This window comes from Cupriavidus basilensis OR16 (assembly GCF_000243095.1).
GTDB classification, from domain to species: Bacteria; Pseudomonadota; Gammaproteobacteria; order Burkholderiales; family Burkholderiaceae; genus Cupriavidus; species Cupriavidus basilensis_D.
The window spans coordinates 35,869-59,298 of the sequence record NZ_AHJE01000098.1 but is presented as its reverse complement, the minus strand read 5'-3'; the positions used below and the strand labels follow the sequence as shown (position 1 = coordinate 59,298).

The window sequence follows — 23,430 nt, the reverse complement described above, 5'->3', positions numbered from 1 at the left end:
GGGCGTCGGACGGCGGCGAGGGCCGGGGTCGGCACAGGACGCGATAAAGGCGCACATTATGTGCCTTATTCGCCGCTCGTGCCGGCCTCCTTGGCCTGGGCTGCCGCCGCAGGCTCTTCACGCTTGCGCAGCAGCGTCAGGAACCGGCTAGCCAGGGGGCGCTCGGCGGCGGCCGTCACGGCGGGCGCGGTGGCCTGCTCGCCCAGCGCATTGGTCTGTTCGCGCAACTCTTTTTGTAGCCGGAACACGCTCTGCGGCCGCTCGGAAGGGGTCAGGCGCAGGCACCATTCGACCAGGTCCACGAGGCCATGGGTGTAGCTGGCGCGCAGCCGCGTGATGGAGTCCGCCATGCGGTCGTCCTTCTCGCGCTGGTTGGCCTCCTGGGGCGGCATGCCTGCCATGCAGGCATAGAGTGTGGCGCCAAGGCTGTAGATGTCGGTCCACGGCCCCAGTTCGGAATGCTTGCCGTATAGCTCGGGCGCGGCAAAGCCCGGCGTGTACATGGGCTGGAAGCGCGCTGCTTCCATGGTCAGGATCTGGCGCGCGGCGCCAAAATCCAGCAGGATGGGCGATTCGTCTTCGCGCAGGTAGATGTTGCCGGGCTTGATATCCAGGTGCAGCAGCTTGTGGATATGCACCTCGCGCAGGCCGCTCATCAGGTCGTGGAAGACCTTGCGGATGAAGTGTTCGCGCAGCACCTTGGCGCGGCCTTGCTGGCGCGCGTGCAGGATGTGCTCCTGCAGCGTCTTGCCCAGCTCGTAGTTCATCACCATGTAGACGGTGGAATTCTCGCGGAAGAAATTCACCACGCGCACCACGCTGGGATGCGAAATCTTTGCCAGCGAGCGGCCTTCCTCGAAGAAATACTTGAGCCCCAGCCGGAACGACGCCGCGCTTTCCTCGGGCACCACGGGGATCAGTTCGCCGGGATTGCGGCGTGCCAGCGATGACGGCAGGTACTCCTTGATCGCGACGGGGCAGCCGGTCTCGTCAGTGGCCAGGTAGACGAAACTCGAATGAACCCCCCGCTGGCCAACTTCTTTACAATACGATAGTTGGACAGCAGCGTGCCGATGGGCAGCGGTGCGCTCTTTGGAGGTGATGCGCCCTTTGGCTCTGTCATAGGATTCGGGACCTTGATTGCCTCCGGATTGTCCTGACTAATCGATGACTTGTAAAGAACACAATAGCGGCCCTTTTGGGCCCTGTTTTCGGCGTTCAACCGGCGTGGTTGCGGGGCTGCCGGCTCCCCAGGCTGATTGAACCCAGGCGGCCACATGGCCATTTCGCGAGACTACTCAATGATCCACAGCATGACAGGCTACGGCCTGGCGACGCGCCAGGCGCCGCTGACGGACGCGCAAGGCGCGCCCACCGGCAGGACCGCATCCGTTTCGGTGGAGTTCCGCACGGTCAACTCGCGATTCCTCGACCTGTTTTTCCGGGCTCCCGAAGAATGCCGCGCCTTCGAGCCGGCGCTGCGGGAAATGCTCATGGCGAAGCTGTCGCGAGGCAAGCTGGAATGCCGCATCAACCTGCAGCGCGCCGATGCCGGGGCCGGTGGCACCACGCTGGCGCTCAACGATGCCCTGCTGGCGCAGATCCGCTCGATCGAGGCCACGGTAGCGGGCACCTTCACCGAGGCGGGCTCGCTGCGCATGGGCGAGATCCTGCGCTGGCCCGGCGTGCTGGTGGAGCCCGAATTGTCGCAGGACGCCCTGCGCGAGGCGGTCACCGGCGCGGCCAAGGACGCGTTGGGGCAACTGCTGGAAGCGCGCCGCCGCGAGGGCGACGCGCTCAAGGCTACCCTGGACGAGCGCATCGAAGCCATGCTGGCCATCGTCGAGCGCCTCACGCCCACCATCCCGCAACTGATCGCCCATCACCAGGACAAGCTCACCGAGCGCCTGCAGGAGGCTTTCAACCTGGTGGCGCCGGGTGGCATGCCCTCGATGAGCCGCGACGAAATCGGCGAGCGCATCCGCCAGGAAGCCACGGTCTACGGCATCCGCATCGACATCGCCGAAGAGCTGTCGCGCCTGCAGGCCCACCTGAACGAAACCCGCCATATCCTCAACAAGGGCGGGGCAGGTCGGCAAGCGGCTCGATTTCATGATGCAGGAGCTCAACCGCGAAGCGAACACGCTGGGCTCCAAGTCAGCGGCCAAGGAACTGGCCGATGCCGCCATGGAGCTCAAACTGCTGATCGAGCAGATGCGAGAACAGATTCAGAACCTAGAATGATCATCATGAGTGAAACGTCGTCCCACGTCGCCATCGACACCGCCTACCCCGGCAACCTGTTCATGGTGGTGGCGCCTTCCGGCGCCGGCAAGTCCACCCTGGTCAACGCGCTGCTGGCGCAGGACCCGGCCATTCGCCTGTCCATCTCGCACACCACCCGCGCGCCGCGCCCCGGCGAGCAGGATGGCCGCGAGTACCACTTCACCACCGTGGACGCCTTCCGCGCGGCGCGCGATCGCGGCGAATTCCTCGAGTGGGCGGAGGTGCATGGCAACTACTACGCCACCTCGCGGGTGTGGATCGAGCACCAGATGGCCCAGGGCAACGATGTGCTCCTGGAAATCGACTGGCAGGGCGCGCAGCAGGTGCACCAGCGCTTTTCCAACGCCATGGAGATCTTCATCCTGCCGCCGTCGCTGCAAGCGCTTGAAGAACGCCTGAACAAGCGTGGCCAGGACGAGCCCAATGTGATCGTGCGCCGCCTGCTGGCAGCCGGCAGCGAGATGGCCCATGCGTCCGAGTCGGACTATGTCATCATCAACGAGGTTTTCGAGCACGCGCTCGAACAGCTTCGCAGCGTCATCCGCGCCACCCGTCTGCGGTTTTCGTCGCAAAAGGCGCGTCACGCCGACCTCTTCATCGAGCTCGGCATTCATTGATCCGGAGCGCGGCGGGAACGTTTCTTGCCGCGTGCTGTAAAATAGCCGGCATCGCATAAGGTTTTGTCCCGAGGTGGATTACATATGGCGCGTATTACCGTCGAAGATTGTCTGAAACACATCCCGAATCGTTTCGAGCTCGCGCTCGCGGCGACCTACCGGGCCCGTCAGTTGGTGCAGGGTCACACTCCCAAGGTCGAGGCCAAGGACAAGCCCACGGTTGTGGCGCTGCGCGAGATCGCCTCGGGCCAGATCGGCATCGAGATGCTCAAGAAGGTACCGACCTGATTTTCGGGCGGCGGTGGCCAGTCCTAGCAACGCGTACCTTTGCATTGAGACTCTGCTAACGTACTTGTTCGCGTACTTGCTTAACCAGCCAGATTACAGAAGCCGCCCACATGTCTTCCTCCCAGCCTTCCTCCCCTGTCGCGACGGCCAGCCCCACGGCCACGCCGGCGCGATCGCGCGGAGAAGCTCCTGGCGAGGCGAGTGGCGATGCAGTGCCACCCGTTCAGCGCAAGCGCGCCGCGCCCGGTCAGTCGACCGTGACGGCGCGTACCGGCGCTCCCAATCTTCCTGATCCGCTTGGCAACGATGTGGTTGGCGAGCGCGCCGTTGCGCCCGCGATGGGTGCTGGCAAGGCGCGAGCCGCGCAGGCCGCCGCCGAAAGTGAGCTGAGCGGGGCGCCGCAGGGCGCCGCGCCGGGTGACGCGCTCTTCATTGACGCGGTGCTGGCGCAGTCCTACCGTCACTTCTTCGGCCCGACCTCGCAACCGGCAGTGCCCCCGCGCCAGCAGGTGATCTCGATCACCCGGCTGATGGAGAAGCTCGCCTATCTCAAGCCGGCGGACCAGGCGCACGTGCGCGAAGCCTTCCAGTTCTCGGATGAGGCTCACCTCGGCCAGTATCGGCAGAGCGGCGAGCCCTACATCACGCACCCGGTAGCGGTGGCGGAGTTGTGCGCGGACTGGAAGCTCGATGTGCAGTCCATCATGGCGGCGTTGCTGCACGACGTGATGGAAGACCAGGGCATCACCAAGAGCGAGCTGGCGGAAAAATTCGGCCCCAAGGTGTCCGAGCTGGTCGATGGCCTGACCAAGCTGGACAAGCTCGAATTCCAGAGCCGCGAGCAGGCGCAGGCGGAGAGCTTTCGCAAGATGCTGCTGGCGATGGCGCGCGATGTGCGGGTGATCCTGGTCAAGCTGGCCGACCGCACCCACAACATGCGCACGCTCGATTTCGTGCCGCCGGAAAAGCGGCGCCGGATTGCGCTCGAAACCATGGAGATCTACGCGCCGATCGCGCATCGGCTCGGTCTCAACACCACCTACCGCGAACTGCAGGAGCTGTCCTTCAAGGTCGGTTCGCCGTTCCGCTATGCCACGCTGGAGAAGGCGGTCAAGGCCGCTCGCGGCAACCGGCGCGAAGTGGTCAAGCGCATTCTCGAAACCGCGCAAAAGGCGCTGGGCGATGCCGGCATCGTGGCCGAGCTGTCGGGGCGTGAAAAGACGCTCTACAGCATCTACCGCAAGATGCACGACAAGCAGTTGTCGTTTTCGCAGGTGCTCGACGTGTATGGTTTCCGCGTGGTGGTGGAAACCCAGATGCACAGCTATATGGCGATGGGCGCGCTGCACGGGCTGTACAAGCCCATGCCCGGCAAGTTCAAGGACTACATCGCCATTCCCAAGATCAACGGCTACCAGTCGCTGCACACCACGCTGGTGGGCCCGTTCGGCACGCCGGTGGAATTCCAGATCCGCACCCGCGACATGCACCAGATCGCGGAAGCCGGCGTGGCCGCGCACTGGATGTACAAGCACCAGGCCGACCAGGCCAACGATATCCAGCAGCAGGCGCACCAGTGGCTGCAGTCGCTGCTCGATATCCAGAGCCAGACGGGCGACTCGCAGGAATTCCTCGAGCACGTCAAGATCGACCTGTTCCCGGATGCGGTCTACGTGTTCACGCCCAAGGGGCATATCCGCGCGTTGCCGCGTGGCGCCACCGCGCTCGACTTCGCCTATGCCGTGCACAGCGACCTTGGCAACCAGTGCGTGGCAGTCAAGATCAACAATGAGCTGCTGCCGCTGCGCACGGAGCTCAAGAGCGGCGATATCGTCGAGGTGGTGACGGCGCCGTACTCCAAGCCGAATCCGGCGTGGCTGGCGTTCGTGCGCACCGGCAAGGCGCGCGCGGCCATCCGCCACTACCTCAAGACCACCCGGCTCGACGAAGCCATCCAGCTGGGCGAACGCCTGCTCGAGCAGGCGGCGCGCCAGCTCGGCATCGAGCTCAAGGCCTTGCCGCAGTCGGTGTGGGACCGCATGGTGCAGTGGACCGGCAACAAGCACAAAGAGGACATCTTCGCCGACCTGGCGCTGGGGCGGCGCGTGCCGGCCGTGGTGGCCAAGCGCATGGAGATCCTGCTGCAGGAGCTTTCCGGCGACGTCGACAGCGCGCTGCTGGCGGCGGTGCAGACGTTTGCCGGCGAAGAGGCCCCGGCGGTGCCGATCACCGGCGACGAGGGCATGTCGATGATCTTCTCGTCATGCTGCCGTCCGATTCCCGGTGACTCCATCGTCGGTTACCTGGGCAAGGGCGAAGGTTTGCAGATCCACGTGCAGGATTGCAAGATCGCCAAGCGCCTGCACAGCAAGGATCCGGAGCACTGGATCGATGTGATGTGGGCGAAGAAGACCACGCGCTCCTTCGATGTGTCCATCAAGGTGATGGTACGCAACGTCAAGGGCATCGTGGCCCGCGTTGCGGCCGACCTGACCTCGGCCGACGCCAACGTCGCGCACGTGGCCATGGAGCAGCAGGAAGGCGGCCACCAGGAGGCCACCTACATGCAGTTCATCATCCAGGTGCAGAACCGCCTGCACCTGGCCAACGTGATGCGGGCGCTCAGGCGCAACCCGGATGTCATCCGCATCTTCCGCGACCGTAACGACGGCTGACGCTGTCGTTGCGCCCCGCAAAGCACAGAGCCCGGCCAAGCCGGGCTCTGTGCTTTTCCGGTTGCGCGGCGGCTACTGCTCCACCTGCTTCTCGCTACTGCTCCACCTGCTTCTCGGGATAGCAGACTTTCAGGATATCGATCTGCTCCACCCCGGCCGGCGTACGCAGCGGCACCGTATCGCCCTCGCGCGCCTTGAGCAGCGCGCGCGCGATCGGCGAGATCCAGCTCACGTGGTTGCTGTCCAGGTCGACCTCGTCGGTGCCGACGATCGTCACGGTGGTCTCCTCGCCCGCCTGGTCGGCGTAGGTGACGGTGGCGCCGAAAAAAATCTGGTCGTTGTCGCCCTGCAGGGAAGGGTCCACTACCTCGGCTTTCTCCAGGCGCTTGGTCAGGAAGCGGATGCGGCGGTCGATTTCGCGCAGGCGCTTCTTGCCGTAGTGATAGTCGCCGTTCTCGGAGCGGTCGCCATTGGACGCGGCCCACGAAACGATCTGGACCACTTCCGGGCGCGCCGTGTCGATCAGGTGCATCAGTTCGTCGCGCAAGCGCTGGTAGCCTTGCGCCGAGATGTAGTTCTTGGTGCCGGGAGGCAGCGGGGCGGCGCCTTCGGGAAGGTCGTCGTCCTCGTCGCTGGATGATTCTTTGACAAATGCCTTGTTCATGATCCGATCACATCTGCGGGGCTGTCATTATAGGAAGCGGTGGCTTGCCGGAGGGAAAAGCAAAAAAAGTGGGGTAGGGGGGTTCTCAAGCGCCAAAAGTACGTTATAATTTCTTTCTCGAGTGCGGCTGTAGCTCAGTTGGATAGAGTACTTGGCTACGAACCAAGGGGTCGTGGGTTCGAATCCTGCCAGCCGCACCACTCATTGCGAAAAGAGCTTCCAGAAATGGAAGCTCTTTTTTCATTTCTGCTTCGTCAATCCCGCTTCCCGGTCCGCCCTGTCCATTCTACGGCGTTCCGCGCGCGTCTACGGCAATGGCCGCGATTGAGATTCGTCTCATCGCGCGCCGATCGTCACGTCGCTAATCTTGGCCCGGTGCGTATCTCATTCGCGTTCATAAGCGGATCGCTCCCGTGCTGCTGCTTCCTGGCCCGCGAGGCCGAGCGATCGCGCTTTCCTTTGGGGAGTCTTGCGATGCGACCCTTGCCATGGTTTGCCTGTGCCGTGCTGCTGGCCATAGCCGTCAATGCCACCAATGCCGCGCGCCGCCGCCGCACGCCGGGCGTACCGCGAACCAATTTGCCGTTGGCGGCGGAGCAAAGGCCGCGCTCGCGGGGCTGTGCTTGCGGCCCGGCGCGCGGAGGCGGGCCAGTGCTGCCCGCTGGCGAGCGCACGTGCGCTTTGCTGGTGGGCCTGTTGCATGAGGCGCGGTTGAACTTCAACGTGCGCACCCTCGCCACCGGCGCCGATCCGCAAAAGCAGGTGGACGTGCTGGCAAGCGACTGGCATATCCATACGGCCGGTGAGGCGCGAGGCACGCTGGCGTGGTTGCTGGAGGAGGGGCATCGCGCGTTGTATCCGCAGGTTTGCCGGATCCTGTTCTCCGTGCCGCGCGCAGCGCGCGAGCGGGAAATCGTGCTGCTCGACGACCGCTTTGATCCGGTGCGGCTCGCCCACTGTATCGACAATCTCGAGCGCGCCATGCCGGATCTGCGCGCGAGCTGCCTGCTAGGCTCGCGGGTCGATCTTGCGCGTGGCGTGCTGGCCTGGGACATGAGCCGGGCGATTCATGTTGCGCGGGCCGCCTACGACTGCGGCATGCAAACCGAAGCGCAGGCCTGGGCCGTGATCGAGCGGGCGGCGTCGCAGGTCTTCACCCAAATGACATCCTGGCACGAGGTTGCGGTGAGCTACCTGCTGGGCCGGGCCATGTGGGCCGGGCCGGGCGCCGGGCTCCAGCGGCAGTTAACCTTTGTCCGGCATTGCCTCGATGATTCGGATAGTCCCATGCGCGACGCGCGCTATCGCCATGCGCCCCACGGCGTGTAGGCGCGTGCCGTCTTGCGGGGCCGAGGCCGGCGGCCTAGGCTGGTTGAGAGAGCCCAGGGCTACGGGCTCGATGCGTCATGCACGCGGCAAGAACCAAGGGGGGTACTCAATGAGCAGCGCGGACTGGCGGGTAGAGGCGTACCGGGGCATGGACGTCTATGTCCTGGTATCGAAGCCGGGCGACGCCGGCATCTCGGCGTTGGGCAAGGTTGCCCAGTGGGGCTACGAGGTGCGCGTCTGCCAGGAGGGGGCGGATCCGTCCGATGCGGGCGACGTCGAGCGCTTGTCGGGCGACGGGGCGCAGTTTGCTACCCGGCACGCGGCCGAAGTCGCGGCCTTCGCCGCCGCCTATCGGCTTGTGGACAAGCTTGTGGGGCCGGTGACGGACTAGCGGGCGTGCCGCCTCTGCCGCGCGGAAAAGGCGGAAGTGCACAATAGTACGTACACGCCAAGAGCAAGGAGGTACCGCATGTTGGCGTTCAACGGCTAGAAGATCCGCTATGAGGTTCAGTCCCTGCCCAGTGGGAAATGGGCAATCGTCATCGAGATCATGCGCACACGGAATGGCGGGTTTTTCACGATGGCGTCACAAAGCCATTGCATTGCGAGGCCGGATCCACCATAATCCGGCCTCTCGGACGCGGGGTGGAGCAGTTGGCAGCTCGTCGGGCTCATAACCCGAAGGTCGCAGGTTCAAGTCCTGCCCCCGCAACCAAAGACCTTTTCTGGTCTTCCGAACCAAGTCTCCGGCCGTTCTGGCCAAGTTCTGCAAATTCCAAAAGATACGAAACCCGAGCGTTGCGCCGGGCCAGCGCGCATTGCGTGCGCCGTTGACTTGCGCCGATCAGTGCCGTCCGCGGCCGCCTCCACCGCGTCCACCCCCGCTGCGCCCACCTCGCGATCCCGTGCCGCCCCAGCTGCCGCCATGGTAGTAGCCGTGCGCCATGCCGGAATGGTAGTGATAGCCGCCGTAGTATCGCGGCCAGCCCGCGTGGTAGCCGGGCCCGCGATAGTAGCCAAAGGTGCGATAGCCGCCGTAACGACCGCCGCCACCGTAACCGTAGATGAAGGCGGGGCCGTAGAACCCGCCATAGTAGGGCAGGGGGTAGTCGTAGCCATACCCGTAGCCGTAAGTACCCGGGGGATAAACTGCGCTGCCATCGTAGAACCCGTACGGATCGTAGGGGTTGTAGCTGTTGTAATTGTCGTAGGGGTCGTAGGGGCCGTAGGAAGGGAAGCCCGCGCACGCGCCGACGCATAGCACTGACACGGTGAACAACAAGCGGAGCAAGGCGCGGTGCATGGAGCTTCTGGTTCGGCAACGGATCGCGCCCGGCGGGCGCCGGGCGATAGCAATTAGAGATTGTGATCCGCAAAGAGGTTCACTGCCGCGCGGGCGCGCACACGCACCGCGCCGGCCAGGGATTCAGACGGGCGCCCGGGCCAGATCTGCCGCGCGCGAGAACGTGTCCTGCACCTGCGGCTGGCCTTCGCGCGCCGCTGCCTCGGACCGGGCCGTCAAGCGCTCGATCAGCACGCTCAGGTTATTACCCTCCGGAGCGGTCTTGCTTGCGCCGCACTGATCGACGGCCTCGCGCACTACCTGTCCGAGTTCCTCGTTGACGTCCGCGCCATCGAAGGCGCTGATCGACAGGGCGGAAATCTGCTCAAGGTAGAGGTTGACCAACGCTTCGTCGTGTACCGGTTCGGGCATTTCCGTCTCCTTGGCAATGTGGGCTGGGTGCAATCCATTGTAGTAGGCCGCATGCCCGGCGCATGTCGGCACAAGGCCTACATGGCAGTAAAGGGCGGCTCTCGCGCGTGCGACTTGCGTCAGATTAATGTGCGCGGATACTGATAATGATTCCCATTTGTATGTTTAAGGGCTTTCTCTTACAATCGGCGCTCGCCTGGGGCACGGCAAGGCCCCCCGGGCCAACTGTCTTGCCGAGGTAATCGAAATCATGATGCTGCAGATCCCCGATGTGCTGACAAAGGCGCAGGTTGCCCAATGCCGCGCCTGGATGGACGCGGCAGAATGGACCGACGGCAACGCCACTTCCGGGCATCAGTCGGCACTGGCCAAGCGCAACCTGCAACTGCCTGAAGGCTCGCCGGTAGCGCGCCAGGCAGGCGAGCTGATCCAGGATGCGCTGGGGGCCAATCCGCTGTTTATTTCTGCCGCGCTGCCGCTCAAGGTCTATCCGCCCTTGTTCAACCGCTACGAGGGCGGGCACGCGTTCGACAACCATATCGACAACGCGATCCGCCATTTGCGCGGCACCAACTTCCGCGTGCGCAGCGACCTCTCGGCAACGTTGTTCCTGACGGAACCGGAAGACTACGACGGCGGCGAACTGGTGGTGGAGGATACCTACGGGCAGCAACGCGTGAAGCTGCCAGCGGGGCACATGGTGCTGTACCCGGCCACCAGCCTGCACCACGTCAGCCCGGTCACGCGCGGCGCGCGGGTGTCGTCATTCTTCTGGATTCAAAGCATGGTGCGCGACGAAGGCCAGCGCTCGGCGCTGTTCGAGCTCGATACGCAGATCCAGCGCGTCGCCCAGGCCCTGGGGCATAAGGACGCCGCCGTGGTGGGGCTCACCGGCGTTTATCACAATCTGCTGCGGCGCTGGGCCGACGCCTGAGCGGCGCCGTGGGGAATGATGAGAGCGGGGGGAGGGGGGTGAGGCGGGAAGGTAGATGCTGAAGCTTGAGCTTGATACTCGCGAATCGCCGGCATCGGCCAGCCATTCGCGATTCCCTATGCAACAGGGCCGCCGAGGCTAACGGCGATCCCGGCGCTGCGGCGGTAACGGGACCATGGCCACGCGTCGTCGCGCAGGCTTGAGCACCCGCTGCATCGGCCAGAACACGTATTGCGTATGCGGATCCATCGGCTTGCCGAAGTAGGACACCCACACCTGCACGCCCTGTTCGGTTTCTGCAACGATGGCAGCCACTGCGCGGGCTGCGACTGCGGGAGATTTGAGCAAGGTGGCCAGTGCTTCGACACCTTGGACCACGTGGTGCTTGACACCACCGAACCATGCGTATTGACGCATGGCTGACAACAAACGCTCGGTCATGAACTCTGGTGTTTGGTTGGTAGTAAGGATCAGACCGGAGCTTACACGCTTTGTTCAGTGCCGATTGATGGGACCTGTCTATCGCTTACCCTGAGTCATCGGATGTCCCAAACACGGGGGCCACGGTGCTTGTTGCCATTGCGTCAATGCGCTAGTGCCGATCGGCCACCGCATTGACAACGCAAGGGCCGAGGATTAGCGTCATTGACAGGAACATCCGACCTGTGAAGCCTCCCTGGGAGCTTGCCGATGACCGAAGACATGCTGCTGCAACTGATGGTGGAAGTCGAGAAGGAGGATCCGATCGACTATGCCGACCTGCCCTTCGACGACGCCACGCTGCGCGCTTTGGTGTGCCGCCTGGTGGCGCAGCGCTCGAGCGCGATGGAGACGGCCGGCATGCCGGTGGACGCGTTGCTGGCGACCATGTGGGCCTCCACGGCGAAGCTGGTGCTGGAGAACATGGTGCTCAACGCGCGCCTGCTCACGCTGCAGGGTTTGCCGGATGACGCCAACGCGCTGATCGAGCGCATCGCCCGTCAGTCCCGCGGCGCGCCCTGAGCCGGACCCGCCGCTGCCCCGCCCCCTTCGGCGGCTCAGGCCACTTTCACCGCCGATCCGATGCGACGGATTGGCGTGTGGAGCATCATTCTCATCCAGCAGGCCGCCTCCCATTTCGATACACTACGGGTTTTCGCCCCCGACACCGTCGCGTTGCCCGCGTATGCAACCGCGCGCGGTACTGCTGATAGGGAGGATTTCGGGTGATCAAGTGGATAATCGTCGCGGCGTACCTGGGAGCAATCCTGTACGTGCATTTCCGCGGCAAGGTGAGGCTGCGCATCTGGCGTCAGTTGCTCGACCATTCGGCCCTGGTGGCCCCGGTCAACTGCTTCATGTACGTATTTTCCGGCGTGCCGCGCACGCCCTAGACGAAGCCCGCCATCCCTCGGCCGAGGTCCTGTGCCCGCGCACGGTGGAGCTGCTCCGCGGGCTGCCGAGCGTGAAGGCGGCGATGTTCGCCGAACTGCCGCCCGGCGGCAAGCTGAACCCGCACCGCGATCCGTTCGCGGGCTCGCTGCGTTACCACCTGGGTCTGGCCACGCCCAACGACGACCGCTGCTTTATCGAGGTTGACGGCGAGCGCCATAGCTGGCGCGATGGCGAGGGCGTGGTGTTCGACGAGACCTACCTGCACTGGGCGGAGAACAAGAGCGACAGCAACCGGCTGATCCTGTTCTGCGACATCGAGCGTCCGATGCGCTTCGGCTGGGCTGGCAAGATCAACCGCTGGCTGGGCCGCAAGGTCATGACCGCGGCGAGCTCGCCCAACGAAGAGTCCGACCAGACCGGCATGATCAACCGCCTGTTCCGCATTGTCTGGATCGGCGGCCAGTATCGCCGGCGTTTCAAGGCCTGGAGCCGGCCGGCGTACTACGTGGTCAAGTTCGGCCTGATCGCCGCCGGCGTGGCACTGATCGTGTACCTGTAACGCGCTAGCGCCATCACGCTTTTACGCTGCCACGCGCGCAAGAAGAAAGGGCCGGATGATCCGGCCCTTTTTTTCACTGCGGCGACTGGCTATCGGCGCCGCCGTTCGCGCTCGTCGTCGAGCGCCTCGTAGTGGGCGCGCTTGGCCTGGTACATGCGGGCGTCGGCCAGCTTGACGGCGTCGCTGAGGCGATCGCCGGCACTGCAGCTTGCCGTTCCGATCGACAGGCTGAGCGCGGTGCCTGGATAGAACTGGTTGTTGAGCTCTACCACCTGGTGGATCTGCTCGACCACCGTGGCCACGCTGCGCTCGTCGCGCGCCGGCAGCAGCACCATGAACTCGTCGCCCCCGACCCGCGCCACGCAGACCTGGTCGCCCACGGCCTTCTTCAGCGCCTCGCCGGTGCGGCGCAGCAGGGCGTCGCCGTCGCCGTGGCCGAGCTGGTCGTTGACCTGCTTCAGGCCGTTCAGGTCGACCGCGATCACGCTGACCGGCCACGGGCCCTTGCGGCCCAGCCGCGCGAGCTCGTCTTCGTAGTAGGCGCGGTTGTAGAGCTTGGTCAGCACGTCGTGCTTGCCGAGGAATTCGACATAGGCCTCGGCCTTCTTGCGCGCGGTGATGTCGGTCAGCGACACCAGCACCTGGTCCCATTCCGCCTCGCGGCCCGGAAACACCGACCACTGCATGAACACGTCCACGGCCCGGCCATCCAGCGCGTAATTGATGACTTCGCGCTGCTGCCAGAGCTTCTCGTTCCAGAGGTCGATCAACTGCTCGGCGAACTGGATGCGCATATTGTCGCGGAACACGTCGCCCAGGCGCGAGAGCAACTCCGCCTTGGTCGACGCGCTGAACATCAGCAGGGTTTGCTGGTTGACGTCGAGCACGCGGATTTCCTGCATGCAGCGCGAAATGAAATCCGGGTGCACGTTGAGGAAGGTGCGGAAATCCGAGATGCCCGCGCCGCGGACTTCATCGAGCAGCACCTTGACCGCGCTGAAGTCCTCGACCCACAGCGAGACCGGCGAATGCTCGAACAGGCCCAGCGCGTATTGCTCGCTGCGGCGCAGCTCGCGCTCGGTGGCCACGCGCGCGGTGATGTCCTCGATCGACAGCAGCACGCGTTCCCAGGTCGCCTCATGCCCGGGCATGACGGTGGCATCCAGGCGGATGTCCAGCCGCTTGCCTTCCAGCGTGTAGTTGACGGTCTGGCTTGAAAAGCGCGATCCGCCGTCCCACAGCTGGGCGAGCTCCTCGACGTGCTGGTCGAACATATCGTCGCGAAAGACGGTGTCCAGGTTATTGACGAGGTCGGTGAGGTCGGCGGCGCGGAAGAGGTCCAGCGTGCGCTGGTTCACGTCCAGCACGCGGATCCGTGCCGAGCAATGCGCGACTTCTTCCGGGTTGGCGCGCAGGTGGCTGCGCAGGTCGGTCACGCCCTGCGCGCGCAGGACCTGGAAGTGTTCGCGCACGGCGCTGAAGTCTTCCAGCCACAGCGAGACCGGCGCCAGCTGGAACAAGGTCTTGTATTCGTTGTCGATCCGCGACGTGTCGGTCGTTTCCATCAATGCAGTTTCTCCCTATCCCGATAAGCGCGGGCCAGGGCTGGCTGGCACGCGTGTGGCTCGGCTGGCTTTGTGCCGCCTCGAATGCGCCGGGGCGGCCGCCATGCTCGCTACGAGCGATAGCATAGGGCAGCAGGGGAGGAAATGGGGCGTGTGTGGCGTAAAAATCCACACCGGGCGCCCGCCCGGGCCTTAGCCCTGGCGCGAGAGCTCGGCGATGCGCGCGGGGGCGTAGCGGTGCTGCGTGTTCTCTTGCTCGGCAATCAATTGCAGCGTGGCCGCCTGCAACAGCGAGCCGGCGGTCAGGTGCGAGGCCAGGGTGCGCAGTTCGTGGAGCTTGCCGCTGGCAGCGGAGTTGGCATGAGTCATCTCGGTCAAGGTCTGGACAGGAACCCGGCCGATGGTATCGGCAAGCCGGGTGGGCCTGCTTTGTCCCTGGTCATGCTCCGTGCGCGTGGCGCTGTCTTTGATGTCCTGGCCGGCCCTGGCGTCGGCGCGTGCCAGGCGATGCGCCGGGTCGGCGCGGCGGGCGGTGCAAAGGCGCGGGGCGGAACCCACGGTCTCGGTGGCGAGCGGGAGGGAGGTGTGCGTCATCTTGTTCTCCTTGTGAGCGCGGCCTGCCGGTTTCGGCAATGTTGGCAAGGATGACGGTGCGCTCGGCCGCCGCCTAGCGCGCTGCGATGAACGGCGCGATGCAAGGGACGAATGGCGGCGCGAGGCGACGGAAGTGGCGCCGCATGCCCGTGTCCAGCCATCCATCCCCGGCCGCTAGGGCTTGTCCGCCAGGCGCGCCACCACCGCGGCGAGCGTGCGCAACGCGCGCTCGATCTCTGGCGTGAACGGCGTGCCGCAATTGAGCCGCAGGAAATGGTCGAAGCGGTTGGAGTTGGAGAACATCACCCCCGGCACCACCCGGATGCCGGCCGCCATGGCCTGGTCGAACACGGCCTCGGACGGGACCGAGCCGGGCAGCTCCACCCACAGGTGCAGCCCGCCGTTCGGGTTGGAGGCGCGCGTGCCCGCGGGGAACTCGGCGGCGATGGCTTGCGCCACCTGCGCGCGCTGGCTGCGCAATTGCTCACGCAGGCGCCGCAGGTGCCGCTCGAACGCGCCGGAGCCCATGAACTCGGCCGCTGCCATCTGCGCCAGCAACTCGTTGGGCCGCGACTGGCTGTACTTGAGCATTTCCACGCGTGCCTGCCACTTGCCCGCGGCGATCCAGCCCAGCCGCATGCCGGGCGCCAGGATCTTGTGCAGCGAGGCGCAATGGATCACGCCACCGCTGCGGTCCCAGGCCTTGAGCGCGGGCAGCGGGGCGTCGCTGTCGGCCAGCGCGGAGAAGCAGTCGTCCTCGATCAGCGCAATCGCGCGCGCCTCGCACCAGGCCACCAGTTGCGCCTTGTTGGCGTCCGGCATGATGCTGCCCAGCGGATTCTGCAGGTTCGGCACCACCACCACGGCGCGGATGTTGTCGTAGGTCTGCGCCGCCAGCTCCAGCGCGTCCAGCGAGATGCCGGTCTGCGGGCTGCTGGGAATTTCCAGCGCCCGCATGCCCAGGCTTTCGAGGATTTGCAGCAGGCCGTAGTAGGTGGGCGACTCCACGGCAATCACGTCACCTGGCTGTGCCACCGCGCGCAGCGCGAGGTTGAGCGCTTCGGTGCAGCCATGGGTCACCAGGATGTCGTCCGGCGCTATCGTGACGCGCGACAGCAGCGCGTGCCGCGCCAGCACGGCGCGAAAGGCTGGATGCCCGCCGGTGTCGGCCGCGCTGCCAAACAGCTGCGGGTGAAGGCGCAGCGCGCGTGCCGCCGCATTGCGCAGGTCTTGCGCCGGATACAGCGCGGGCGCGCCGCAAGCGCCGGCAAAATTCACGGCGACCGGTTGCTGGTGCCCGCGCGCGGTGATGGCGGAGATGCGCTCGTGGATGCCCACGTATTGCGCGGGGTCGGGCAGTGTGGCGGCGGGTTCTTCGATCGGTGCCAGCGGCTTGTGCCGGCGGTGCAGCACGAAATAGCCCGAGCGCGGCCTGGCCTCAAGCAAGCCATCGCTTTCCATCTGCCGGCAGGCCTGCAAGGCGGTCGACAGGCTCACGCCGTGCAACTCCATGAGCGTGCGCACGGAAGGCACGCGGTCCCCCGGCTTCAGTACGCCGGTTTCGATGGCGTGAAGGTAGTGCTGGGCAAGCTGGCGGTAGAGGGGGGCGGATTCCATGCGGCATGGTGGCGCGGCGGCGGTCGACGCAACAGATACAGATTGTGGTCTTCTGTATCGTAACAGATGGTCTGTCATGCCTCTGTTATGGTCCACAAGCCCTGGGCGTGTGCCTGTTTTGTCCCGGCCCGCATCGGTAGTCTGGAACCCTGTCAAAGCCAGGGAGCCGGCATCATGCAAAGCTATCGTTCAGACCCGATCATCCCCACGGTCCAGCCCGTGCAGCCCACGCGCGCCATGCAGGCTGGCGCCGAGCCGCAAGCGCAAGCGCTCGACCTGGAAAGTGGCCGTGTGCTGCGCTTCCATGCCAGGGCCGGCACGATCCTGTGCGTGCTGGAGGGCGAACTCGAACTCACCGAGGTGCCGCGCTGGCTGGCCGGCACCGTGTGGCGGCAGGCGCGGCGCCTGCCGGCCGGCAGCGTGGTGGCGCTGTCGCCGGGCTGGGTGGAACTGATGGCCCGGAAGGCCGCCACGTTGGGGCTGCAGGCACCCGTGGCAAGGCCCTGGTGGACCCGCTGGCTGCGGCTGGCGCAGGCCTGAAGTGGGCCTGAAGCGGGCCTGGGCGGTCAGTCCTGCTGGTCGTGCGCGCTCAGCATGGCGTGGGCCACCAGGTCCAGGGCGGGCCGGGTGTCGCCGTTCTTGTCGGTCCAGACCTTGGGCGTGAGGCTGCCCGACAGCGCGACCGACTCGCCGTCCTCCAGCGCCAGCAGGCCCGCCCGCACCTTGTCGGCAAACGCGATCACGTTGACGATGACAGTATCGCCATCGTTGATCGCGGCCTTGAGCTTGGCGGTCACGTACTGGCTGCCGCCCTGGCCGGAACGTTCGCTGGCGTGGCCGTGGAGCCGGCCGCTGACTAGTGCGTCGATCATCTTTCTTCCTTCCTGGTTATCTTGCCGGGGTGCGGAAGATCTCACAATTTCGCGCTCTCGTGGCAGAGAATGCGGACCCTGGCCCTAAAAACGATAAAATTGCGGTCCGGCCAGCCCGACGCTCAACCAGAGTGCAGTCAGCGCCCCTTCCAGGGCCGACCTACCGGCCGCAGAATTCCAGGTTCCCATGCTACGTCTAAGTGAAGTCAAACTCCCGCTCGACCACGCCGAGAGCGATCTCGAGGCCGTGGTCCTCGCCCGCCTCGCCGAACTTGGCGTCAAGGCCGATGGCCTGACCGGGTTCACCGTGTACCGCCGCGCGCACGATGCCCGCAAGCGCTCCGATATCAAGCTCACCTACATCATCGATATCGCGGTGAAGGACGAAGCCGCGGCGATCAAGCGCATGGCCGGCAAGTCGAACTGGAGCGTGACGCCGGACATGGCCTACCGCTTCGTCGCGCAGGCGCCCGCGCCGGGCACCACGCTGCGCCCGGTGGTGATCGGCATGGGCCCGTGCGGTTTGCTCGCCGGCCTGATCCTGGCGCAGATGGGCTTCAAGCCCATCATCCTGGAGCGCGGCAAGGAAGTGCGCGAGCGCACCAAGGACACCTTCGGCCTGTGGCGCAAGAGCGTGCTCAATCCCGAGTCGAACGTGCAGTTCGGCGAGGGCGGGGCGGGCACGTTCTCCGACGGCAAGCTCTACAGCCAGATCAAGGACCCGAAGCACTACGGCCGCAAGGTCCTCGATGAATTCGTCAAGGCCGGCGCGCCGGAGGACATCCTCTACCTCGCACGCCCGCACATCGGCACCTTCCGCCTGGTCAGCATGGTGGAGAAGATGCGCGCCGAGATTTTCGCGCTGGGCGGCGAGGTCCGCTTCGAGACCCGCGTCGAGGACGTGGATATCGAGGGCGGCAAGATGCGCGGGCTCAAGCTGTCCAACGGCGAGTACCTGCAGGCCGACCACGTCGTCCTGGCGGTGGGCCACAGCGCGCGCGACACCTTCGAGATGCTGCATGAGCGCGGCGTGTTCATGGAGGCCAAGCCGTTCTCGCTGGGTTTTCGCATCGAGCATCCGCAGGGCATGATCAACAGCAGCCGCTTCGGCAAGTTCGCCGGCAACAAGCTGCTGGGCGCCGCGGACTACAAGGTGGTGCACCACGCCAGCAACGGCCGCGCGGTCTACAGCTTCTGCATGTGCCCGGGCGGCACGGTGGTGGCCGCGGCCTCGGAGCCGGGCCGCGTGGTGACCAACGGCATGAGCCAGTACGTCCGCGCCGAGCGCAATGCCAATGCCGGCATCGTGGTGGGCATCACGCCGGAGGATTTCCCTGGCGGCCCACTGGCCGGCATCGCCTTCCAGCGCCACTGGGAAGAGCGCGCCTTCGAACTCGGCGGGCGCAACTACAACGCGCCGGCGCAGTTGGTGGGCGACTTCATCGCGCGCCGGCCGTCCACGGCGATGGGCGCGGTCGAGCCGTCCTACAAGCCGGGCGTCACGCCGACCGACCTGTCCACCGCGCTGCCCGACTACATCATCGAAGCCATCCGCGAAGCGCTGCCCGAACTGGACAAGAAGATCGCCGGCTTTGCCATGCATGACGCGGTGCTGACCGGCGTGGAAACGCGCACGTCGTCGCCGCTGCGCATCCGCCGCAAGGACAACTACCAGAGCATGAATGTGGAAGGGCTGTACCCTGCCGGCGAAGGCGCCGGCTATGCGGGCGGCATTTACTCCGCGGCCATCGATGGCATTGAAGTGGCAGAGGCCGTGGCGTTGAGCATTGTCAACGGCAAGGCGACCTGAGCCCGCCTGAGCCGGCTTAGCGCCCGGCAGCCCGGGCGGCTTCCAGCCAGGCCGCGACGCCTAGCCCGGCCGCGCGCCCGCTGGCAAAGCAGGCGGTCAGCAGGTAGCCGCCGGTGGGCGCTTCCCAGTCGAGCATCTCGCCGGCACAGAACACGCCCGGCACGGCGCGCAGCATCAATTGCGCGTCCATCGCCTCGAACGCGACGCCGCCCGCGCTGCTGATCACTTCATCGATCGGGCGCGCGCGCAGCAAGCGCACGGGCAGCGCCTTGAGCGCCGCCGCCAGCCGCGCGGGGTCGGCGAATTCTTCCTTTGACAAGCACTCGCGCAGCAAGCCGGCCTTCACGCCGGTGATGCCCAGCTTGCTCTGCAGGTGGCTCGACAGCGAGCGCGCGCCGCGCGGCCGCTGCACGGCCTCGGTCACGCGTTCGGCGGGCAGGCCTGGCGCCAGGTCGAGATGGATCGTGGCCTCGCCCGTGGCTTCGAGCAGGTCGCGCATTGGCGCGCTCAGCGCATAGACCAGGCTCCCTTCGATGCCGCCGGCGGTGATGACGAACTCGCCCTGGCGATAGTGCGCAACGCCGTCGCGGCCGCGCAGCGCGATGGCTACCGCTTTCAGCGGATGACCGGCAAAGCGCGAGTGAAAGTGCTCGCTCCAGGCAACGTCGAAGCCGCAGTTGGCGGGGCGCAACGGGGCGATGTTCACGCCGCGTGCTGCCAGCAGCGGCACCCAGGCGCCGTCGGAACCCAGGCGCGCCCAGCTGCCGCCGCCAAGCGCCAGTACGGTGGCATCGGCCTGGACCCGCAGTTCGCCATCCGGCGTGGCGAAACGCAGCTTGCCCGATTCATCCTCCCAGCCCAGCCAGCGATGCCGCATATGGAACTGCACGCCGGCCTCGCGCAGACGGTGCAGCCATGCACGCAGCATCGGCGCGGCTTTCATGTCGGTGGGGAAGACGCGGCCCGAGCTGCCGACAAAGGTCTCGATGCCCAGCCCGTGCACCCAGCCGCGCAGCGCCTGGGGATCGAAGCCGGCCAGCAGCGGCGCGATCTGCGCGCTACGCTTGCCATAGCGCCCGAGGAAGGGCTCGGCCGCTTCGGAATGCGTGAGGTTCATGCCGCCGCGGCCGGCCATCAGGAATTTCCGGCCGACCGAGGGCATGGCGTCGTACACGTCCACGCGAAACCCACGTGCGGCCAGCACCTCGGCGCCATCAGGCCGCGGGGCCGCCGCCGATCACGGCGACGCTGGCGGCTGGGAGGGAGGCGGTGGGTGCAGGCATATGGGTTGGATCCGGGGGAGGGCGGTCGATCGCGGAAAGGGGTGCGAGGAGAGGCTGCGGCGGATCGGATTATATAGGGCAGGGACAACTGCTAAGATCGCCCATTCCCTCGTGCCACTGGTCTTGCGCGTCTCCCATGCCCTCGCCGTCCCGCTTGTCGTTGCCTCTTCCCGCCGCGCGGGCCTTCGTGCTGGTCATGCTGGGCTTGCTGGGTCTTGTGGCCGGCGTACACCCGTCGCTCGCGCAGGAAACCGCGCAGGGGTTGCAGGAAAAGGCCATGAAAGGCGACTTCCTGTCCCAGCGCAACCTCTCGTACTGCCTGCAGTCCGGCTGCCTCGGGCTGGAGCGCGACCGCGTCAAGGCCTGCATGTGGCGCAAGGTGATCGTGCTGTCCGGCGAGCGCCATGTCACCGACCTGGACACCGCCAACCTGGAGTACGTCTGCGGCAAGCTGGGCACGGCCGAACGCGACACGGCCATGCGCCAGGCCGAGGCGCTGGCCAGGCAGATCTACGGGGTGCGCCGCTAAGTCCCTCCGGCCTGCAGGGGGCAGGAGGTTAAAATGGCGGTTTAGCGCAGTCACGCACCGCCATGCCCACCGCTTCGCCATCCCCCCAGTCCATCGTAGACGCCACCCAGCAATGGCTGGAGCGCGCGGTGATCGGCCTCAACCTGTGCCCCTTCGCCAAGGCCGTGCACGTGAAGCGGCAGATCCGCTACACGGTGAGCGAAGCCACCGATACCGAGGGCGTGCTCGCCGATCTCGAAACCGAGCTGCGCACGCTCGCCGATGCCGACCCCGCCAAGATCGACACGACCCTGCTGATCGTGCCCCAGGCGCTGGCGGAATTTCTCGACTACAACGATTTCCTCTATTTCGCCGAGCGCTTGCTCAAGAGCCTGCGCCTGGCGGGCATCCTGCAGATCGCCAGCTTCCATCCGCACTACGAGTTCGGCGGCAGCGAGCCGGACGACATCGAGAATTACACCAACCGCGCGCCTTACCCCATCCTGCACTTGCTGCGCGAGGACAGCATCGCGCGGGCCGTGGCGGCCTTTCCCGATGCGTCGGATATCTACGAGCGCAACCAGGAAACCATGCGCCGTCTTGGCCACGACGGCTGGCGCAAGCTGATGAGCGAGGCCAGCGGGGCATAACAACGCGCGGCTGGCATGGCGCTATGCAGCCTCAGCCGGCAGCGGCCGGCTCCTGCGTATAGAAGCGCGCTTCCATCTCTTCCAGTCCCAGCGTGCGCAGCACTTCGTTTAGCCGCTCGGCCGGGCGGCGGCGCGGCAGGTCCTTGTACTGCGCGATGATGAGCTCGTTCTTCATCGAGTGCTCCCAGCCCACCAGCTCGGTCACGCTGACCTGGTAGCCGTGCGCCTCCAGTTGCAGGCAGCGCAGCACGTTGGTCACCTGGCTGCCGAATTCGCGCGTATGCAGCGGGTGGCGCCAGATCTCGGTCAGCGGATTGCCGGCCAGCAGCTTGCCCTTGTTTTTGCGCAGCACGCCGGCCACCTCGGCCTGGCAGCACGGCACCACCACGATGTACTTGGCGCGCTTTTCCAGCGCGAAGCGGATCGCATCGTCCGTGGCCGTGTTGCAGGCGTGCAGCGCGGTGACGATGTCGATGGCGGGAGGGAGCCGGTCGGATGTGATCGATTCCGCTACCGACAGGTTCAGGAATGACATGCCGTCGAAGCCCAGCCGGCTGGCGAGTTCCTGCGAGCTGCGCACCAGTTCCTCGCGCGTCTCGATGCCGTAGATGTGCGACTGGTCGAGCTGCGCCTTGAAGAACAGGTCGTACAGGATGAAACCGAGGTAGGACTTGCCGGCGCCATGGTCGACCAGCGTCACGTCGGGGTGATCCTGCTTGAGGTCTTGCAGCAGCGGCTCGATGAACTGGAACAGGTGGTAGACCTGCTTGAGCTTGCGGCGGCTGTCCTGGTTCATCTTGCCGTCGCGCGTGAGGATATGCAGCGCCTTGAGCAGCTCGATGGACTGGCCGGGACGGATTTCGTGGGGGCTGGGCGCCGGTGCGGCGGGCGTCTTGGACGCCGGGGACTTCTGGGCCATCTGGGATGTCTGGAACCTGGGGAAAAGCGGTGAGGCGTGCGCCAAAGCCGGACGACGCTGCGCCGGCACAGCGGCAGTTTACCGAAAGTCGCGCGTGCTCGGGCGAGTGGCGCAACCGGCGCACGCTGGCGCGGCCGCGCCAGCGTGCCGGCCAGGCGCCCTAAAGCAGGCAGTAATCCACGGGTACGAGCGGTGGCGGCAGCTCGGTGTCGCCCAGCGCTTCCTTCATGCCGATCTCGATGGCGCGGCAGAGCGCATCGAGCGGCAGGTCGTTGGCGCTGGTGCCGAACGGCTCTTCCAGCTCATCGCCCAGCGCATCCAGGCCGAAGAAGGTGTACGCGACGATGGCCACCACGACGGGCGTGACGAAGCCGATGGTATCCACCAGCCCGAACGGCAACAAAAAACAATACAGGTAGGCGGTACGGTGCAGCAGCAGCGTGTACGAGAACGGGATCGGCGTGTGGCGGATGCGGTCGCACGCCACCGCCGTGGCCACCATGGCCGACAAGGTGTCGTCGATGCCGGCGGCGAGGCAGGGCTCGACGCGGTGCTGCCGCACGCACTGGCCCAGGTCCTCGCCCATGCGCATCATCAACTGGGCGGGCGCATTGGTGCTGCGCTGCAGGTCGGCGAACTCCGCCGGGCGCAGCCAGGCCGGGTCCAGGCCGGTGGCGGCGCTGGTGCCGCGCAACCGGTTGCGCAGCGCGTACGCATAGGCGATCGCGCGGGAGATCATGCGCACGCGCGCGTCGTTCAGGCCCGCCGGTTTATGGCCGGCGCTGTCCGGCACGTTGTCCGCGATCAGCGTGAGGCATTGCCGTGCCAGGTTCTGGCTGCGCACCACCAGATCTCCCCACAACTTGCGCCCTTCCCAGAAGCGGTCGTAGGCGGCGGTATTGCGAAAGCCCAGGAAGATGGCCAGTGGCAGGCCGATCAGCGTGAAGGGGATGGCCGTGAGCGTGACCTTGTGCTCGAAGAACGCGCCGTGGCTGATCGTCACGGCAATCGCTACCAGCAGGTTCACCAGCAGCACGCGCCAGATGCGCGACAGGATCGAGCCTCGCAGGACCAGGAACAACCTCAGTCCCGATGGGCGGTCTCGCACAATCATCTGTGATCCCCTGGCGTTGCGGCACGGTGTTCCGTCGATGGGCGGAAGTGTACATTTT

The 23,430-nt window shown here is 65.9% G+C and carries 21 protein-coding genes, 2 tRNA genes and 4 pseudogenes; 15 read left to right on the top strand and 12 right to left on the bottom strand.

Annotated elements, in window-relative coordinates:
- Nucleotides 1-65: 65 nt before the first annotated feature.
- Nucleotides 66-1,123, bottom strand: a pseudogene (locus OR16_RS29940) (serine/threonine protein kinase).
- Nucleotides 1,124-1,301: 178 nt separating this feature from the next.
- On the opposite strand from OR16_RS29940, the pseudogene OR16_RS29935 reads away from it, so the two are divergent.
- From OR16_RS29935 to OR16_RS29920, 4 genes and pseudogenes are all read left to right on the top strand, one after another.
- Nucleotides 1,302-2,244, top strand: a pseudogene (locus OR16_RS29935) (YicC/YloC family endoribonuclease).
- Nucleotides 2,245-2,249: 5 nt separating this feature from the next.
- Nucleotides 2,250-2,903, top strand: coding sequence for a guanylate kinase (gene gmk / locus OR16_RS29930; RefSeq protein WP_006162414.1), 654 nt, complete (start codon nt 2,250-2,252; stop codon nt 2,901-2,903).
- A gap of 84 nt (nt 2,904-2,987) precedes the next feature.
- On the top strand, nt 2,988-3,191 hold the full coding sequence (gene rpoZ / locus OR16_RS29925) for a DNA-directed RNA polymerase subunit omega (RefSeq protein ID WP_006162413.1): 204 nt from the start codon (nt 2,988-2,990) through the stop codon (nt 3,189-3,191).
- A 257-nt stretch (nt 3,192-3,448) separates the two neighbouring features.
- Nucleotides 3,449-5,866 carry a RelA/SpoT family protein gene (locus tag OR16_RS29920; protein WP_006162412.1) on the top strand — a complete coding sequence of 806 codons (2,418 nt, stop codon included), beginning with the start codon at nt 3,449-3,451 and terminating at the stop codon, nt 5,864-5,866.
- A gap of 94 nt (nt 5,867-5,960) precedes the next feature.
- On the opposite strand, the gene greB is transcribed toward OR16_RS29920, so the two are convergent.
- A complete protein-coding gene (gene greB, locus OR16_RS29915; protein ID WP_006162411.1) occupies nt 5,961-6,530 on the bottom strand; it encodes a transcription elongation factor GreB in 570 nt (189 codons plus the stop codon).
- Between the two features lie 123 nt (nt 6,531-6,653).
- On the opposite strand from greB, the gene OR16_RS29910 reads away from it, so the two are divergent.
- From OR16_RS29910 to OR16_RS29895, 4 genes are all read left to right on the top strand, one after another.
- Nucleotides 6,654-6,730, top strand: a tRNA-Arg gene (locus OR16_RS29910).
- A gap of 487 nt (nt 6,731-7,217) precedes the next feature.
- A complete protein-coding gene (locus OR16_RS44185) occupies nt 7,218-7,859 on the top strand; it encodes a DUF1266 domain-containing protein (RefSeq protein WP_237717278.1) in 642 nt (213 codons plus the stop codon).
- Between the two features lie 109 nt (nt 7,860-7,968).
- Nucleotides 7,969-8,250 (top strand): hypothetical protein, encoded by a 282-nt coding sequence (locus OR16_RS29900; RefSeq protein ID WP_006162409.1) that lies wholly within the window; start codon nt 7,969-7,971, stop codon nt 8,248-8,250.
- A 248-nt stretch (nt 8,251-8,498) separates the two neighbouring features.
- Nucleotides 8,499-8,574: transfer RNA gene (locus OR16_RS29895), tRNA-Met, on the top strand.
- A 129-nt stretch (nt 8,575-8,703) separates the two neighbouring features.
- On the opposite strand, the gene OR16_RS29890 is transcribed toward OR16_RS29895, so the two are convergent.
- Together OR16_RS29890 and OR16_RS29885 are read right to left on the bottom strand one after the other, a co-directional pair.
- Nucleotides 8,704-9,162, bottom strand: a complete 459-nt coding sequence (locus OR16_RS29890; RefSeq protein ID WP_006162408.1) for a hypothetical protein — start codon at nt 9,160-9,162, stop codon at nt 8,704-8,706.
- Nucleotides 9,163-9,285: 123 nt separating this feature from the next.
- On the bottom strand, nt 9,286-9,573 hold the full coding sequence (locus OR16_RS29885; RefSeq protein ID WP_006162407.1) for a hypothetical protein: 288 nt from the start codon (nt 9,571-9,573) through the stop codon (nt 9,286-9,288).
- 250 nt (nt 9,574-9,823) lie between these two features.
- On the opposite strand from OR16_RS29885, the gene OR16_RS29880 reads away from it, so the two are divergent.
- A complete protein-coding gene (locus tag OR16_RS29880; RefSeq protein WP_006162406.1) occupies nt 9,824-10,507 on the top strand; it encodes a Fe2+-dependent dioxygenase in 684 nt (227 codons plus the stop codon).
- A gap of 138 nt (nt 10,508-10,645) precedes the next feature.
- On the opposite strand, the gene OR16_RS29875 is transcribed toward OR16_RS29880, so the two are convergent.
- Complete coding sequence (locus OR16_RS29875) at nt 10,646-10,948, bottom strand: hypothetical protein (protein WP_006162405.1); 303 nt, start codon at nt 10,946-10,948, stop codon at nt 10,646-10,648.
- Between the two features lie 249 nt (nt 10,949-11,197).
- Here OR16_RS29875 and OR16_RS29870 point away from each other — a divergent pair, with 249 nt between their 5' ends.
- Both OR16_RS29870 and OR16_RS29865 read left to right on the top strand, forming a co-directional pair.
- Nucleotides 11,198-11,509, top strand: a complete 312-nt coding sequence (locus OR16_RS29870; RefSeq protein WP_006162404.1) for a hypothetical protein — start codon at nt 11,198-11,200, stop codon at nt 11,507-11,509.
- Nucleotides 11,510-11,712: 203 nt separating this feature from the next.
- A pseudogene (locus OR16_RS29865) lies at nt 11,713-12,440 on the top strand (aspartyl/asparaginyl beta-hydroxylase domain-containing protein).
- Nucleotides 12,441-12,529: 89 nt separating this feature from the next.
- Here the strand turns inward: OR16_RS29865 and OR16_RS29860 are convergent.
- From OR16_RS29860 to OR16_RS29850, 3 genes are all read right to left on the bottom strand, one after another.
- Nucleotides 12,530-14,005, bottom strand: coding sequence for a sensor domain-containing diguanylate cyclase (locus tag OR16_RS29860; protein WP_006162403.1), 1,476 nt, complete (start codon nt 14,003-14,005; stop codon nt 12,530-12,532).
- A 192-nt stretch (nt 14,006-14,197) separates the two neighbouring features.
- Nucleotides 14,198-14,599 carry a hypothetical protein gene (locus tag OR16_RS29855; protein WP_006162402.1) on the bottom strand — a complete coding sequence of 134 codons (402 nt, stop codon included), beginning with the start codon at nt 14,597-14,599 and terminating at the stop codon, nt 14,198-14,200.
- A 174-nt stretch (nt 14,600-14,773) separates the two neighbouring features.
- Nucleotides 14,774-16,216 (bottom strand): PLP-dependent aminotransferase family protein, encoded by a 1,443-nt coding sequence (locus OR16_RS29850; protein ID WP_006162401.1) that lies wholly within the window; start codon nt 16,214-16,216, stop codon nt 14,774-14,776.
- 174 nt (nt 16,217-16,390) lie between these two features.
- Between OR16_RS29850 and OR16_RS29845 the strand changes: the two genes are divergently transcribed.
- Nucleotides 16,391-16,756, top strand: coding sequence for a hypothetical protein (locus OR16_RS29845; RefSeq protein ID WP_006162400.1), 366 nt, complete (start codon nt 16,391-16,393; stop codon nt 16,754-16,756).
- A 26-nt stretch (nt 16,757-16,782) separates the two neighbouring features.
- Here the strand turns inward: OR16_RS29845 and OR16_RS29840 are convergent, their stop codons facing one another.
- On the bottom strand, nt 16,783-17,088 hold the full coding sequence (locus tag OR16_RS29840; protein ID WP_006162399.1) for a single-stranded DNA-binding protein: 306 nt from the start codon (nt 17,086-17,088) through the stop codon (nt 16,783-16,785).
- 187 nt (nt 17,089-17,275) lie between these two features.
- Here OR16_RS29840 and OR16_RS29835 point away from each other — a divergent pair, with 187 nt between their 5' ends.
- Nucleotides 17,276-18,898 (top strand): NAD(P)/FAD-dependent oxidoreductase, encoded by a 1,623-nt coding sequence (locus tag OR16_RS29835; protein ID WP_006162398.1) that lies wholly within the window; start codon nt 17,276-17,278, stop codon nt 18,896-18,898.
- A 16-nt stretch (nt 18,899-18,914) separates the two neighbouring features.
- Here OR16_RS29835 and OR16_RS29830 read toward each other — a convergent pair.
- Nucleotides 18,915-20,181, bottom strand: a pseudogene (locus OR16_RS29830) (TIGR03862 family flavoprotein).
- A 136-nt stretch (nt 20,182-20,317) separates the two neighbouring features.
- On the opposite strand from OR16_RS29830, the gene OR16_RS29825 reads away from it, so the two are divergent.
- Together OR16_RS29825 and OR16_RS29820 are read left to right on the top strand one after the other, a co-directional pair.
- On the top strand, nt 20,318-20,710 hold the full coding sequence (locus tag OR16_RS29825) for a hypothetical protein (RefSeq protein ID WP_006162396.1): 393 nt from the start codon (nt 20,318-20,320) through the stop codon (nt 20,708-20,710).
- 62 nt (nt 20,711-20,772) lie between these two features.
- Entirely contained in the window at nt 20,773-21,339 is a 567-nt protein-coding gene (locus OR16_RS29820; protein ID WP_006162395.1) for a DUF1415 domain-containing protein, read from the top strand.
- 31 nt (nt 21,340-21,370) lie between these two features.
- Here OR16_RS29820 and OR16_RS29815 read toward each other — a convergent pair whose 3' ends face one another.
- Both OR16_RS29815 and OR16_RS29810 read right to left on the bottom strand, forming a co-directional pair.
- Nucleotides 21,371-22,258, bottom strand: a complete 888-nt coding sequence (locus tag OR16_RS29815; RefSeq protein WP_006162394.1) for a class I SAM-dependent methyltransferase — start codon at nt 22,256-22,258, stop codon at nt 21,371-21,373.
- A gap of 160 nt (nt 22,259-22,418) precedes the next feature.
- On the bottom strand, nt 22,419-23,372 hold the full coding sequence (locus OR16_RS29810) for a bestrophin family protein (protein WP_043421689.1): 954 nt from the start codon (nt 23,370-23,372) through the stop codon (nt 22,419-22,421).
- Nucleotides 23,373-23,430 lie beyond the last annotated feature (58 nt).